Annotated in this window: 14 protein-coding genes and 2 tRNA genes; 4 read left to right on the plus strand and 12 right to left on the minus strand. The window is 65.4% G+C overall.

The window, feature by feature from the left end:
- The first annotated feature begins 99 nt into the window (after positions 1-99).
- Positions 100-447 carry a hypothetical protein gene (locus F3I62_RS04245; protein WP_160488452.1) on the plus strand — a complete coding sequence of 116 codons (348 nt, stop codon included), beginning with the start codon at positions 100-102 and terminating at the stop codon, positions 445-447.
- 266 nt (positions 448-713) lie between these two features.
- Here the strand turns inward: F3I62_RS04245 and F3I62_RS04250 are convergent, their stop codons facing one another.
- The 6 genes from F3I62_RS04250 to dapA all read right to left on the minus strand — a co-directional run bounded on the left by F3I62_RS04250 (position 714) and on the right by dapA (position 7,597).
- On the minus strand, positions 714-1,961 hold the full coding sequence (locus F3I62_RS04250; protein ID WP_160488453.1) for an acyl-CoA dehydrogenase family protein: 1,248 nt from the start codon (positions 1,959-1,961) through the stop codon (positions 714-716).
- 158 nt (positions 1,962-2,119) lie between these two features.
- Positions 2,120-4,126 (minus strand): U32 family peptidase, encoded by a 2,007-nt coding sequence (locus F3I62_RS04255; RefSeq protein ID WP_160488454.1) that lies wholly within the window; start codon positions 4,124-4,126, stop codon positions 2,120-2,122.
- A gap of 203 nt (positions 4,127-4,329) precedes the next feature.
- Positions 4,330-4,419, minus strand: a tRNA-Ser gene (locus tag F3I62_RS04260).
- A gap of 196 nt (positions 4,420-4,615) precedes the next feature.
- A complete protein-coding gene (locus tag F3I62_RS04265; protein WP_160488455.1) occupies positions 4,616-5,485 on the minus strand; it encodes a phosphoribosylaminoimidazolesuccinocarboxamide synthase in 870 nt (289 codons plus the stop codon).
- A 100-nt stretch (positions 5,486-5,585) separates the two neighbouring features.
- Complete coding sequence (gene bamC, locus F3I62_RS04270) at positions 5,586-6,701, minus strand: outer membrane protein assembly factor BamC (protein WP_160488456.1); 1,116 nt, start codon at positions 6,699-6,701, stop codon at positions 5,586-5,588.
- 17 nt (positions 6,702-6,718) lie between these two features.
- Entirely contained in the window at positions 6,719-7,597 is an 879-nt protein-coding gene (dapA, locus tag F3I62_RS04275; protein WP_160488457.1) for a 4-hydroxy-tetrahydrodipicolinate synthase, read from the minus strand.
- 214 nt (positions 7,598-7,811) lie between these two features.
- Between dapA and F3I62_RS04280 the strand changes: the two genes are divergently transcribed.
- Positions 7,812-8,369, plus strand: a complete 558-nt coding sequence (locus tag F3I62_RS04280) for a glycine cleavage system protein R (RefSeq protein ID WP_160488458.1) — start codon at positions 7,812-7,814, stop codon at positions 8,367-8,369.
- A gap of 10 nt (positions 8,370-8,379) precedes the next feature.
- Positions 8,380-8,853: a peroxiredoxin gene (locus F3I62_RS04285; protein ID WP_160488459.1), complete on the plus strand. Its 474-nt coding sequence runs from the start codon at positions 8,380-8,382 to the stop codon at positions 8,851-8,853.
- Between the two features lie 101 nt (positions 8,854-8,954).
- Here the strand turns inward: F3I62_RS04285 and F3I62_RS04290 are convergent, their stop codons facing one another.
- Positions 8,955-9,194 carry a sulfurtransferase TusA family protein gene (locus F3I62_RS04290; protein ID WP_160488460.1) on the minus strand — a complete coding sequence of 80 codons (240 nt, stop codon included), beginning with the start codon at positions 9,192-9,194 and terminating at the stop codon, positions 8,955-8,957.
- Between the two features lie 106 nt (positions 9,195-9,300).
- On the opposite strand from F3I62_RS04290, the gene F3I62_RS04295 reads away from it, so the two are divergent.
- Positions 9,301-10,734 carry a M48 family metalloprotease gene (locus F3I62_RS04295; protein WP_160488461.1) on the plus strand — a complete coding sequence of 478 codons (1,434 nt, stop codon included), beginning with the start codon at positions 9,301-9,303 and terminating at the stop codon, positions 10,732-10,734.
- 52 nt (positions 10,735-10,786) lie between these two features.
- Here the strand turns inward: F3I62_RS04295 and nadA are convergent, their stop codons facing one another.
- The 5 genes from nadA to ybgF form a co-directional block, all read right to left on the minus strand.
- Entirely contained in the window at positions 10,787-11,845 is a 1,059-nt protein-coding gene (gene nadA, locus F3I62_RS04300; protein WP_160488462.1) for a quinolinate synthase NadA, read from the minus strand.
- Positions 11,846-12,018: 173 nt separating this feature from the next.
- A tRNA-Lys gene (locus F3I62_RS04305) sits at positions 12,019-12,094 on the minus strand.
- Between the two features lie 58 nt (positions 12,095-12,152).
- On the minus strand, positions 12,153-12,827 hold the full coding sequence (gene queC, locus F3I62_RS04310) for a 7-cyano-7-deazaguanine synthase QueC (RefSeq protein ID WP_160488463.1): 675 nt from the start codon (positions 12,825-12,827) through the stop codon (positions 12,153-12,155).
- A 15-nt stretch (positions 12,828-12,842) separates the two neighbouring features.
- Positions 12,843-13,490 (minus strand): 7-carboxy-7-deazaguanine synthase QueE, encoded by a 648-nt coding sequence (queE, locus tag F3I62_RS04315; RefSeq protein ID WP_160488464.1) that lies wholly within the window; start codon positions 13,488-13,490, stop codon positions 12,843-12,845.
- A 195-nt stretch (positions 13,491-13,685) separates the two neighbouring features.
- Positions 13,686-14,513 carry a tol-pal system protein YbgF gene (ybgF, locus tag F3I62_RS04320; RefSeq protein ID WP_160488465.1) on the minus strand — a complete coding sequence of 276 codons (828 nt, stop codon included), beginning with the start codon at positions 14,511-14,513 and terminating at the stop codon, positions 13,686-13,688.
- Between the last annotated feature and the right edge of the window lie 3 nt (positions 14,514-14,516).

Genomic DNA, 14,516 nt, shown 5'->3' on the forward strand with positions numbered 1-14,516 from the left:
CACCACGCTCCCCGGCGTGCGTGCATGAACCACGACCCGCTGCCGCCTGCGGCAGCGACCCCAAGGATAAACGGGCAGCCAGCAGCCCCGGGAGGTGACATGAGCAAGCTCCAGCAGGTCTTAAATGAACCGGGCAGCACGCCATTGTGGGTGGTGTTCTGGCTCTACGGTGTGGTGGTCAGCCATGTGCTGTTCGGCCTGATCCTGGTCGCCTTCAATACGGTCGATACCGCGCTGTTCGGCTTGATGTTGCTGAGCTTCGTCGCCTATACCGCCTTCGTGCTCAACGCCGTGTGGCGCAATGCGCAGAATGTCGGCGAGCAGATGTACGGGCAGATCGCCCGCTACCTGACGGTGGCCTGGTCGATCAATGCGGTGCTGGTGTCCGGCTTCCTGTTCCTCAGCCACCTGAATGCCGTCGTTACGCCGCTGCCGTCGATCTTCTAGCAGCACCCCTTGAGCCTGTTCAAAGGCTCGCGAGCTAGAGGCAGGCAAGGCGAAAGCGGGCGAAGAAGCGCAGTTTACGAACGGTAAATGAGCATGACTCGTTGCACTCGCCCTGCGGGTCGCGCTGAAGCGCGTTAGCCGCAAGCGGCTTTCTGAGCCCGATTGACCAGCCTACGGCTGTTACTGCGTTGCAACGCAGCATGGCCGACGCGCAGCAGCCTTTGGACAGGCTCACCCACGAGGCCCGCATTGCGGGCCTTGTGCTTTCAGCCGCCGAACGGCGTCAGGTAGGCCGCGGTATGGCCACGCCGCTCGGCGCTGGCGGCCAGTTCCCAGTGCGCCAGGCTGCGCAGGTGCACCTCATCCGGCCCGTCGGCGAAGCGCAGTGCCCGGCCCAGGGTGTAGAAATCCGCCAGCGGCGTGTCCGGGCTCAGGCCCATAGCGCCGAACACCTGCATGGCGCGGTCGACCACCCGGCACAGCATGCGCGGCACCGCCGCCTTGATCATGGCGATCTCCTGGCGGGCCGCCCTGGCCCCCACCGCATCGAGCATCCAGGCGGTCTTCAGCACCAGCAGGCGCGCCTGTTCGATGTCGATGCGCGACTCGCCGATCCAGTCGCCGATATTGGCGTACTGCGCCAGGTGGCGGCCGAACAGCTTGCGCTCCTGGCAGCGCTCCAGCAGCAGCTGCAAGGCCAGCTCGGCCATGCCGATGGCGCGCATGCAGTGGTGCACCCGCCCCGGCCCCAGGCGCGCCTGGGCCATCATGAAGCCCTCGCCTTCCTGGCCGAGCAGATGGTCGAGCGGCACGCGCACATCGCGCAGGAGGATTTCCGCATGGCCTTCCGGCGAGACGTGGTTGAGCACCGGGATATTGCGCAGCACCTGCACGCCGGGCGTGTCGAACGGCACCAGAAGCAGGCTCTGCTGGCGATGGGCGGCGCCATCCGGGTCGGTCTTGCCCATCACGATCAGCAGCTTGCAAGCGGGGTGCGCCGCGTTGGTGATGAACCACTTGCGCCCGTTGAGCACGTAATGCTCGCCCTCGCGGCGGATCAGGGTCTGGATATTGCTGGCGTCCGCGGACGGCACGTCCGGCTCGCTCATGGCGAATGCCGAGCGGATGCGGCCGTCGAGCAGCGGTTCGAGCCAGCGCCGGCGCTGCGCCGGGCTGGCGAACAGGTGCAGCAGCTCGATATTGCCGGTATCCGGCGCGCTGCAGTTGAACACCTCGGACGCCCAGGGGATGGCGCCCATGATTTCCGCCAGCGGCGCATATTCCAGGTTGCTCAGGCGGGTACCCGGCTCGTCGGCCTGCAGCCCCGGCAGGAACAGGTTCCACAAGCCCTCGCTGCGCGCCAGCGCCTGCAGGTCGGCCATGAACGACACCGGCAACTGCCCGGCGCGCACCTCGGCCTGCCACTGGGCATGCCGCGGCAGCACATGCTGATCCATGAAATCGCGCAGTTGCCGGCGCAGGCTGTCTACTCGTGGGCTGAAGGCGAAGTCCATGGGGCTGTCCTCTGTGGGTTCAGCCTGCCACGCTAGGCCGATCGCGCGAGCGACAGAAGCATGTTGGCCGGCGCCGATGGGCGACCATCAGCGCCGCGCGTTCTTGACCGCGATCATGGTGCGGGGCGCAGGCCACGCGGGCCGCCGGCAGCCGCGCCTCAGTGGCCGCCGGCCGGCTTGCGCTTGATGGTCTTGAGCAGGTCCTCGGGGCTGATGTAGCCGACCATGCTGGCACTGCTGCCCGGCTGGGGCTGGTGCAGGATGTGGCCCTTCATCTTGCCGATGATGTGCATCTCGCACGGCTTGCAGTCGAACTTGAGGGTCAACACCTCGTCCTGATGGATCAGCTGCATGTCCGCCACCTTGGTACGCACGCCGGTGACGCCCTTGGCCTGCTTGGGGCACAGGTTGAAGGAGAAACGCAGGCAGTGCTTGGTGATCATCACCGGCACTTCGCCGCTTTCCTCGTGGGCCTCGTAGGCCGCATCGATCAGCTGCACGCCGAAGCGCTGGTAGAAGGCGCGGGCCTTGTCGTTGTAGACGTTGGCGAGGAAGGTCAGGTGCGACTCCGGGTACACCGGCGGCGGCACGCTGACCGGCTTGCGGCTGCCGCGCGGGTGAGCGGCGACACGCGCGGCGGTCAGCGTCTCGATGGCCTCGCGGCGCAGGGCCTTGAGCTGCGAGTTGGGCACGAACAGGGCTTGTGGTGCGTCGATCTGCACGTCGCTGACGTAGTAGATGGTGGTACCCAGCTTGCTCAGGGTGTCGGCCAGCTGCGCGCGGGCCTGTTCGGTATCCTTGGCCGGGCCGAACGGGCCGGGCAGGTTCACGCTGGCGCTGACGCCGTCTTCGCTGGTCACCGTCAGGCGCAGCTCGGCTACGCGCAGCTCGGCCTGCCAGTCGACCGCCACGCGGCGCTCGGAGGAGGTCTTGAGCAGCGCCTGCTGCCAGTTGTGGTCGAGGTTGCGGTTGAGTACCTGGTGCGGGCGCAGCTGCTTAAGCTCGGCCGGCATCTCGTTGGGCACCACTCGGTACTGCCACTGGCTGCTGCCCTCTTCCTCGACCTGGGCCAACTGCTCCACGGTGTTGGCGCGAAAACCCACCACTTCGCGCTTGATCAGCACGTTGAGGCCGTCGCCGTTATTCAGCTTCTCGCTGGTCTGCACGGTCAGGTCGTGTTTGCCGACCTTGAGCACCTCGCCCACCGGCAGGCCGACGAACTTGGGCGACTCGAAGGCGCCGATGTCGATCTTGCGCTCGCTGACGAAGTAGTCGGTACTGCCGCGGTGGAAGGTCTTTTCCGTGTCCGGGGTGAAGAAGTGTTCGGTGCGGCCGCTGGAGCTGCGCGCGAGCTCCGGGCGCTGGGTGAGGATGGCATCCAGCTCCTGGCGGTAGTGCGCGGTGATGTTCTTCACGTAGCTCATGTCCTTGTAGCGGCCCTCGATCTTGAACGAGCGCACGCCGGCATCGACCAGGTGGATCAGGTTGGCGGTCTGGTTGTTGTCCTTCATCGACAGCAGGTGCTTGTCATAGGCCACCACGCGGCCCTGGTCGTCCTTCAGGGTGTACGGCAGGCGGCAGGCCTGGGAGCAGTCGCCGCGGTTGGCGCTGCGCCCGGTCTGCGCGTGGGAGATGTTGCACTGGCCAGAAAACGCCACGCACAGCGCGCCGTGGATGAAGAACTCGACGGCGGCGTCGACGCTGGCGCTGATCGCGCGGATCTGCTCAAGGTTCAGCTCGCGGGCCAGGACGATCTGCGAGAAGCCGGCCTGGGAAAGGAACCTGGCCTTGTCCAGGGTACGGATGTCGCACTGGGTGCTGGCATGCAGCTCGATCGGCGGAATGTCCATTTCCATCACGCCCATGTCCTGCACGATCAGCGCATCCACGCCGGCGTCATGGAGCTGCCAGATCAGCTGGCGCGCCGGCTCCACTTCGTCGTCGTGCAGGATGGTGTTGATGGTGACGAACACCTTGGCATGGAACAGGTGGGCGAACTCCACCAGGTCGGCAATGTCCGCCACGCTGTTGCTGGCATTGTGCCGCGCGCCGAAGCTGGGGCCGCCGATATACACGGCGTCGGCGCCATGCAGGATGGCTTCCTTGGCGATGACGGCATCGCGCGCAGGGCTGAGCAGTTCGAGGTGGTGCTTGGGCAGGGACATGGTCTGGATTCGGCTTCGCGCTGGGTGGTCACGGAATAGCCGGACATTTTAGCGCGAAAGCCGGCGGATTCCGCGCTTAGATGACAACCGGGCCGCCCTGGCGGTCGGCACGCGGAATGCGCGCCTGACAGGCTCGGCAGCAACACCCAGAAACGCAAAGGCCCCTGAAACTCGAGGAATTTCAGGGGCCTTGCTTTGAATAATGGCGGGAAGATAGGGATTCGAACCCTAGGTGCACTTGCGTACACAACGGATTTCGAATCCGTCCCGTTCGGCCACTCCGGCATCTTCCCACGGCGGCGCGCATGATAGCAGCTCCGCTCGCTTTGGCGAACCCCGTTTGGCATTTTTTTCACGTGCATTCAGATGCTTGCGTCATCTGCTCGGTTGCCGGGCCCTGCCGGTGGGGGAAGCCGGCCGCGCTCGGCTCATCGCCATGAATGCAGAAGGGGAGCCTGAGCTCCCCTTCTACCAATAGCGCTTTACCCGTCAGCGAGTCAGGCGGGTCAGCGCCTCGCGGTACTTGTCCGCGGTCTTCTGCGCTACCTCGGCCGGCACGGCCGGAGCCGGCGGCTCCTTGTTCCAGCCGGTGGATTCCAGCCAGTCGCGCACGAACTGCTTGTCGAAGCTCGGCGGGTTGCTGCCTTCGGCGTAGCTGTCGGCCGGCCAGAAACGGCTGGAGTCCGGGGTCAGCGCCTCGTCCATCAGGGTCAGGGTGCCGTCTTCGTCCAGGCCGAACTCGAACTTGGTGTCGGCAATGATGATGCCGCGGGTGGCCGCGTATTCGACTGCCGCGCTGTACAGGGCGATGGCGGTGTCGCGCACCTTGGCCGCCAGCTCGGCGCCGATGATCGCTTCGCACTGGGCGAAGCTGATGTTCTCGTCATGGTCGCCGACGGCGGCCTTGGTCGAGGGGGTGAAGATCGGCTGCGGCAGCTTGGCCGCTTCCTGCAGCCCGGCCGGCAGCTGGATGCCACAGACGGTGCCGCTCTTCTGGTATTCCTTCCAACCGGAACCGACGATGTAGCCGCGCACGATGGCTTCCACCGCAACCGGCTGCAGACGCTTGGCCACCACGGCGCGACCCTCGACCAGCGGCAGCTCGGCGGCCGGTACCACGTCCTCGACCTTGTCGCCGGTGAAGTGGTTGGGCACCAGATCCTTGAGCTTGTCGAACCAGAAGTTGGAGATGGCAGTGAGGATCTTGCCCTTCTCCGGGATCGGCTCGTCGAGGATCACGTCGAAGGCCGACAGGCGATCGGTGGCGACCATCAGCATGCGCTTGGCGTCGATTTCGTAGAGGTCGCGGACCTTGCCCGAATAGATTTTCTTCAGGCTCAGGGAGGTTGGAGTGGTCATGTCGGAATTTCCGCCTTGATCAAACGAAACAGGCGAAACCCACCGGGTTTCGCCTATCGATTCACTGCGTGGCCGCTCCAGCGGAACGGCTGCGCCTTGTTTAGCCGAGGTTTTCCCGGATCAGCTGCAGCACGCGACGCGCCACGTCTTCCGGTGCCACGGTGTTGAGGTCCTTCTCCACGGAGACCTGCACGTCGCCGCCGGCGGCGCTGGTCAGGCGAACCTGGTAACGCTCGGCGCGGGCGTCGATCTCTTCCTGGCTCGGCTCGCTGCCGAACAGGCCGCTGATGAAGCCCTTCTCTTCTTCCGGCTGGCGGGCGCCTTCGGCCAGGTTGACGTAGTACACGCCCAGGCTGCGGTTGATGTCGTCGACGCGCACGTCGGCCAGTTCGAGGGCGCGGCCGACACTGGACCAGGCACGGTCGAAGTCGGTGCTGAGGTTGAGTACCGGGTTGCCGTTGCCGTCCTGGGACAGGCTCACACGGCTCGGCGCATCGAAATCACGGGCGGCCAGCAGCGACACCGAGCCATGCTCGGCGGTGCTGCTCAGGTCGGCCAGCATGCCGTCGAGCAGCGAGGCTTCCAGCGGGGCATTGCCGGTGCGGGCCGGGAAGGCCACGTCGGCAGTGCTGCCCTCGTCACGCTCGGCGCTGACCACGAACACTTCGCTGGTGTTGCGCACCACGCCCGGCTCGATGCGCACGCGCACGCGCACTTCATTGTCGCTGTCGTTCAGCAGGCTGCCCAGGCGACGGGCCATGGACGGCGCCAGCTCCTCGGCCGGCTGCCAGGCGCTACTGAATTCGCCGGTCTGCGGGCGTTCTTCGGCAATGCGGAAACCGTTGTTCTCGAAATACTGACGCGCCACCGGCCAGACTTCCGCCGGGCTGCGCTGGGCGACCAGCCAGCGCGACTCGCCGCTCTTCTGCAGGCTGAACTCGCTGGCTTCGCTGCCGAGGGCCAGCGCCTGCGGGCGCGGTACTTCGAACTTGTCCGGGGTCGCGGTGCTGTCGGCAACGTTCATCGGCACCGGCAGCAGCGGGTCGATGCGCTTGGCGTCGACGTTGGCCGGCATCTGCATCGAGGCGGTCTGCCGGGCTTCGAGGTAGTCGGTGCTACGGTCACGGAAATAACCGTCGTCACCCCACAGCCAACCACAACCACTGGTGCTGGAGATAATCGCGGCAAGGGCGGATAGGCCGGCCAATCGCTTCATGCGTAATGCTTCCTAGGTTAAACCAGTACGCCGGACTGGCGCAGGGCCTGACGCAGCGGTTCGTGACAGCGCGCGCTGAGCCAGGTCAGGGGCAGGCGGATGCCTTCCTGCAGCATGCCCATTTCATGCAGCGCCCACTTCACCGGAATCGGGTTGGATTCGATGAACAGGTTCTTGTGCAGCGGCATGAGGCGCTCGTTGATGGCGCGGGCGGTGGCAGCATCGCCGGCCATGGCGGCGGCGCACAGCTCGGCCATGGCGCGCGGGGCGACGTTGGCGGTCACGGAAATGTTGCCCTTGCCGCCCATCAGCATCAGCTCGACGGCGGTGGCGTCGTCACCGGAGTAGACCAGGAAATCCTTGCTGACCCGGTCCAGTACTTCCTGGCCGCGCTGCAGGTCGCCGGTGGCTTCCTTGATGCCGATGATGTTGGCGATCTTCGACAGGCGCTCGACGGTCTCCGGCAGCATGTCGCAGACGGTACGCCCGGGCACGTTGTAGAGGATCTGCGGGATCGCCACGGCTTCGGCGATATGGCGGAAGTGCTGGTACAGGCCTTCCTGGGTCGGCTTGTTGTAGTAGGGGGTTACCAGCAGGCAGGCATCGGCACCGACGCTCTTGGCGTTCTGGGTCAGCTCGACGGCCTCGCGGGTGCTGTTGGCACCGGTACCGGCGATGACCGGGATGCGCCCGTTGACCTGGTCGACCACGCGGCGGATGACCTCGACGTGCTCGTGGACATCCAGGGTGGCGGACTCACCCGTGGTGCCGACGGCGACGATGGCGTTGGTGCCCTCTTGCAGGTGGAAGTCCACCAGCTTGCTCAGGCTGTCCCAATCCAGACCACCCTGTGCGTCCATGGGCGTGACCAGTGCCACCATACTGCCCGAAATCATGCAACCGCTCCTGCCGAAAAAAGAGAGCCGTAATGGTACTGACGCCACCAGGGTTGTACAAGCAAAGGACGGCTCCAGCCGACCGTTAAACAGAATGAGGCGCCGGCCACGCCGTACGCCGCACCGGCATTCCCCTCGGCGGTGCTTTTCGCTACCCTTCCTGCTTTGTTCGCCACGTCATGTGCCGATCACTCTTCTGCTTTAGGAATGCTGCATGTCCACCCCCCAGGTTCGCGAACAATTCCTCGTCATCAGCGCCCTCGGCGCCAACCCCATGGAGCTGACCAGCGTCCTGTGCCGCGCCAGCCAGGAGAACCGCTGCGCCATCGTCAGCACCCGCCTGACCCGCCACGGCGAGTTCAGCGCGCTGATCCTGCAGGTCAGCGGCAGCTGGGACGCCCTGGCCCGCCTGGAAGTGGCCCTGCCGGCACTGGCCAAGAAGCACGGCTTCAGCGTCAACATGACCCGCAGCGGCGCCCTGGAGAACCGTCCCCAGGCCCTGCCCTACGTGGCCTATGTCAGCTGCGTGTATCGCCCGGACATCCTCAACGAGCTGTGCCAGTTCTTCAGCGACCACCGCGTCGAGCTGGAAAACATCACCTGCGACACCTACCAGGCCCCGCAGACCGGCGGCACCCTGCTCAACGCCACCATCACCGTGACCCTGCCGGCCGGCACCCAGATCAGCTGGCTGCGCGACCAGTTTCTCGACTTCGCCGACTCGCTCAACCTCGACGCGCTGATCGAACCCTGGCGCCCGCAGAACCCGTAAGGAGCCGCACATGGCCGTTACCCTCGAGCAACCGGTTACCGACTTCAGCGCCACCGCCACCAGCGGCGTGCAGGTCTCCCTGAGCGCCCTCAAGGGCCAGCAGGTGGTGCTCTACTTCTATCCGAAGGACAGCACCCCGGGCTGCACCACCGAAGGCCAGGGCTTTCGCGACCACTATCCGGCCTTTCAGGCGGCCAATACCCTGGTGTTCGGCGTCTCCCGCGACAGCCTGAAGTCCCACGAGAACTTCAAGTGCAAGCAGGAATTCCCCTTCGAGCTGATCTCCGACAAGGACGAGGCGCTCTGCCAGCTGTTCGACGTGATCAAGCTGAAGAAGCTCTACGGCAAGGAATACCTGGGCGTCGACCGCAGCACCTTCCTCATCGACCAGAACGGCGTGCTGCGCCAGGAATGGCGTGGAGTGAAGGTGCCGGGGCATGTCGAGGCCGTGCTGGCCGCCGCCCAGGCGCTGAACCAGGGCTGAGCCAGCAGGACATGCAGAAAGGGCCGCGGATGCGGCCCTTTTTCATTTATTTCACGAACGGTCACCGTCGCAGCGGGCGACATGGCGCCAACAGGCGCCACTCAGGCCTTGCGCAGCCAGTAGCGGAACACCCCGCCCTGCTCTTCCTCGCGCAGCAGCTCATGCCCGGCCAGGCGGGCGAAGGCACGGAAGTCGCGCTGCGAGCCGGCATCGGTGGCCGTCACCTTGAGCACCTCGCCACTGGCCAGGCGATTCAGTTCCAGCTTGGCCTTGAGCAAGGGTAACGGGCAGTTCAGGCCGCTGGCGTCCAGTTCGGCATCGCAGGCAACAACATCGGTCATCGGGGCTCTCCACAAGTTCGTCAAGCATACCCAAGGCCGCGCGACCCTGGCCAGTTGACCGCTAGGCCGGCTACAGTAAGGCCTTTGTTCGCCATGAGCCCTGTGCATGAAGCTTCTGCGCCCTTCCCTGCTCGCCCTCGCCTGCCTGCTCGCCTACCCGGCCACTGCCGATGACCTGCCGTCGCTGGGCGATGCCAGCTCGTCGATCGTCTCGCCGGAACAGGAACACCAGCTCGGCCGTGCCTGGCTGAGCATCCTGCGCGGCCAGGTCGACCAGCTGTCCGACCCGCAGCTCAAGGATTACGTGGAAACCGGCGTCTACCGCCTGGCCGAAACCAGCCAGCTGCAGGATCGGCGCCTGGAATTCGTCCTGCTCAACAGCCCGCAGCTCAACGCCTTCGCCGCGCCGGGCGGGATCATCGGGGTCAACGGCGGCCTGTTCCTCTATGCGCAGACCGAGGCCGAATATGCCTCGGTACTGGCCCACGAACTGGCGCACCTGTCGCAGCGCCACTTCGCCCGCGGCGTCGAGGCTCAGCAACGCATGCAGGTGCCGGTGATGGCCGCCATGCTCGCCGGCATCGTCGCCGCCGCCGCCGGCGCCGGTGACGCCGGCATCGCCACCATCATGGGCGCCCAGGCCGCCGCCATCCAGGAACAGCGGCGCTTCTCCCGGCAGAACGAACAGGAAGCCGACCGCATCGGCCTGCTCAACCTGGAACAGGCCGGCTACGACCCGCGCGCCATGCCGAGCATGTTCGAACGCCTGATGCGCCAGTACCGCTACGATCGCAAGCCGCCGGAATTCCTCCTCACCCACCCGGTGTCGGAGTCGCGCATCGCCGACACCCGCAACCGCGCCGAGCAATACCAGGCCGGCGGCGTCGAGGACAGCCTGCGCTACCAGCTGATGCGCGCCCGCGTACAGCTGATCTTCGAGGAAACCCCGGGCATGGCCGCCAAGCGCTTTCGCGCCATGCTCGAGGAGAATCCGCAGCTGGATGCCGCGCGCTACGGCCTGGCCATCGCCCAGACCAAGGGCGGCCAGCTCAACGAGGCACGCAAGGCCCTGGAGCAGCTGCTGGCCAAGGCCCCCAACGACATCACCTACAACCTGGCGATGGTCGACCTGGACATCACCAACAACCGCCTGAGCGACGCCCGCCAGCGCGTCGAGCGCCTGCGCGGGCTGTACCCGAACAACTATCCCCTGGACCAGGCGCGCATCGACCTGATGCTCAAGCAGAACCAGGCCAAGGAAGCCGGGCAGGCGATCAACGAGCTGCTCAAGGCGCGCCCGCACGACCCGGATGTCTGGTACCAGGTCGCCGAGATACGCGGCCTGGCCGGCAACATCATCGGCCTGCACCAGGCCCGCGCCGAGTTCTTCGCCCTGGTCGGCGACTACGACCAGGCCCTGTCGCAACTGGACCTGGCCAAGCGCCGCGCCAGCAGCAACTTCCCCCTGGCCTCGCGCATCGATGCGCGCCAGCAGGAGCTGCAGGAAGAGAAGCGCGCCATCGACAAGATGCTGCGCTGATCAGACGCGCAGAAAAAAGCCCGGCAATGCCGGGCTTTTTTCTGCCTGCAATTCAGGCGTTACCGGAGAGCTTCAGGCGCGCCGCCTGGGTGAAGTCCAGCATGCGCTTGAGCGGCTTGATCGCCCGCGGAATCAGCGCAGGCTCCACCAGGATCTCGTTGCTGCCCTCGCGCAGGCACTGCAAGGTGCGCTGCAGGGTGTTCATGGCCATCCACGGGCAATGCGCGCAGCTGCGGCAGGCGGCGCCATTGCCGGCGGTCGGCGCCTCGATGAACACCTTGTCCGGGCACAGCTGCTGCATCTTGTAGAAGATGCCGCGGTCGGTGGCGACGATGAAGGTCTGGTTCGGCAGGGTCTGAGCCGCCTTGATCAGCTGGCTGGTGGAGCCCACCGCGTCGGCCAGCTCGATCACCGCCTCCGGCGACTCCGGGTGCACCAGCACGGCGGCATCCGGATACAGCGCCTTCATGTCATGCAGCTGCTTGGCCTTGAACTCCTCGTGGACGATGCAGGCACCGTCCCACAGCAGCATGTCGGCACCGGTCTCGCGCTGGATGTAACGGCCCAGGTGCTGGTCCGGCGCCCAGAGGATGGTTTCGCCGTTATCCATCAGGCTTTCGACGATTTCCAGGGCGCAACTGGAGGTCACCACCCAGTCGGCGCGCGCCTTCACCGCCGCCGAGGTGTTGGCATAGACCACCACGGTACGCTCCGGATGCTGGTCGCAGAAGGCCGAGAACTCGTCCACCGGGCAACCCAGGTCGAGCGAGCAGGTGGCTTCTAGGGTCGGCATCAGCACGCGCTTTTCCGGGTTGAGGATCTTCGCCGTCTCGCCCATGAACTTGACCCCAGCCACCACCACGGTCTGCGCCGGGTGCTGGTTGCCGAAGCGGGCCATTTCCAGGGAGTCGGAGACGCAGCCGCCGGTTTCCTCGGCCAGGGCCTGGATCACCGGATCGCAGTAGTAGTGCGCCACCAGCACGGCATTCTGCTTCTTCAGCTCGGCGGCGATCTCGCTGCGATAGAAGGCTTCCTGCTCGGGCGTCAGCGATACGGGCTGTTTGGCATCGAGATGCGCTTGAACCAAAAGGCGTTCGGAAATGTGCGTCATAGTGATCAAACCTGCGGGCGCTGGTACGCGAGTGGCCAGTATACCATTCACGCTGGAAGCCCTAGAACGGCAGATAGCCGGCGCCGGGTGCAACTCCAGGGGCGGCGAAAGCACCCGGCACATTTTGCCCGGGCATAAAAAAAGCCAGTCTTGCGACTGGCTCTTTTGTAGTTTGGTGGGTCGTGTAGGATTCGAACCTACGACCAATTGGTTAAAAGCCAACTGCTCTACCAACTGAGCTAACGACCCGATGCGGAGCGCATGATACTGATTTAATTCAGGAAATCAACACCCTCGCAAAAAAACTTTAGCAATAGCGGGTCGGATCGGCCACACCGGCGGCGCTGAAGCCCGCGGCGCGCAGCCGGCAGCTGTCGCATTTGCCGCAGGCGCGCCCCTCGTCATCGGCCTGATAGCAGGACACCGTCAGCCCGTAATCGACGCCGAGCTGCATGCCGATCGCCACTATCTGCGCCTTGCTCAGGGCCTGCAGCGGCGCCTGGATGCGGAAGCCCTCGCCCTCCACGCCTTCACGGGTCGCCAGGTTGGCCACCCGCTCGAACGCGGCGATGAACTCGGGACGGCAATCCGGGTAACCGGAATAGTCGACCGCATTGACCCCGATGAAGATGTCGTGCGCCCCCAGTACCTCGGCCCAGCCCAGGGCCAGGGCCAGGAACACCGTGTTGCGGGCCGGCACATAGGTCACCGGAATGCCTTCGGTGGGGCCTTCCGGTACCGCAATCGAGCTGTCGGTCAGGGCCGAACCGCCGATGCCGTTGAGATTGAGGCCGACCACCTTGTGCTCGACCACGCCCAGCTGCGCCGCCACCCGCTCGGCCGCCTGCAGCTCGGCGCGGTGGCGCTGGCCATAGTCGAAACTCATGCTATAGCAGGCAAAGCCCGCGGCCTTGGCCTGGGCCAGGATGGTGGCGGAATCGAGGCCGCCGGACAGCAGCACGACGGCTTTCTTGTCGCTCATATCGGTATCCTCGAATCAGTGGCCGGGCTCGTCGTTCCACAGCAGCTTGTGCAGCTGCAGCTGGAAGCGTACCGGCAGGTTGTCGGCGACTATCCACTGCGCCAGCTCACGGGCATTGACCTGCTGGTGGCTGGGCGAGAACAGCACTTCGCCGGCACGCTGGTCGAGGCGGTACTCGATCAGCTTGGACACGGCCCAGTCGTAGTCCTCGCGCGAGCAGATGACGAACTTGACCTGATCGTTGCGGGTCAGCTGATCCAGATTGCTGTACAGATTGCGCGAGACTTCCGCCGAACCCGGGGTCTTCAGATCGACCACGCGACTAACGCGCGGGTCGGTAGCGGAGATATCCAGGGCGCCACTGGTCTCCAGCGACACCTGATAGCCGGCATCGCACAGGCGCTGCAGCAGTGGGATGCAGTTGGGCTGGGCCAGCGGCTCACCGCCGGTGACACAGACGTAGCGCGGCTTGTAGCTGGCAACCTGGGCGCAGATGGCGTCCAGGCTGATGATTTCGCCACCACTGAAGGCGTAGGCGGTGTCGCAGTACTGGCAGCGCAGCGGGCAGCCGGTCAGGCGAACGAACACAGTGGGCAGGCCACTGGTGCGCGTTTCGCCCTGCAACGAGTAGAAAATCTCGGTAATGCGCAGGGTTTCTTGCATATCGGCACCGGGCGTGACGGCGAAACAGGCCATCCGCCTCCGTTGCGGGAAAGGGGGAGGCGATTCTAAACGAAAAAAATTCCGCGAGACATTTTTAACGTCGCGCAGGCGACGGCCCGATGGCTGGCCGCCACGGAGAGCCAGGCATAAAAAACCCGCGACAAGCGCGGGTTTTATGACCAGTACAGCGCTCGATCAGGGCAGGCGCTGCAGGTCGCGCTGGGCCAACTGAGCCGCCGAGGAGCCGGGGAACTGCGCGATCAGCTGGCGCAGGATGCCCTTGGCTTTTTCGGTATTGCCCAGGCGCTGCTCGACATCGGCCAGCTTGAACAGCGAATCAGGCACCTTGGCATGGGTCGGATAGGTCACGCTGACCTGGGCGAAGGCCTTGCCGGCGCCCTGCAGGTCGCCCTTGGCCAGGTTGACCTCGCCCAGCCAATACTGCGCGTTGCCGGCATACTGGCTGTTCGGGTACTTGCGCAGGAAGGCGGCGAAGGCCTGGCTGGCCTTGTCGAAATCCTTGGCCTTGATCAGGTCGAAGGCAGCGTCGTAATACAGCTTTTCCTTCGCCGGGTCGGCCGGTTCATTGCTGGCTGGCGCAGCAGGAGCCTGCTGGGCCGGAGCCGTTGGATCAGCGCCGGCATTGATCGCGCCAGCGGCTGGAGAATTCTGGGTAGGAGCTGCGGCGCCTGCGGCACCACCAGCCAGACGGCTGTCCAGGTCCTGATAACGCGACAAGCTTTCCTGCTTGAGGCTCTCGATCTGGTTCTGCTGCTCTTCAACCATGCCACGCAGCTGGGCAATTTCCTGCTGCATCTGTTGCAGTTGCATGAACAGCTCACCCTGCGCCGAGGCCGGGGCAGCTGCCCCGCCCCCAGCGTAGGCGCCATTCGTGCCATAACCCACCGGCGGATAACTGCTAGTACCGTAGCCGGCACTACTATCCACCACGGGAACCTCGGCCACTGCCGCGAGCGGCAGGGCGAGAGCCAGAGAGGTCACGACACGAAGGCACTTGCGCATGGC

The sequence above is a fragment of the Pseudomonas sp. R-28-1W-6 genome (assembly GCF_009799925.1).
In the GTDB taxonomy this organism is placed as follows: Bacteria; Pseudomonadota; Gammaproteobacteria; order Pseudomonadales; family Pseudomonadaceae; genus Aquipseudomonas.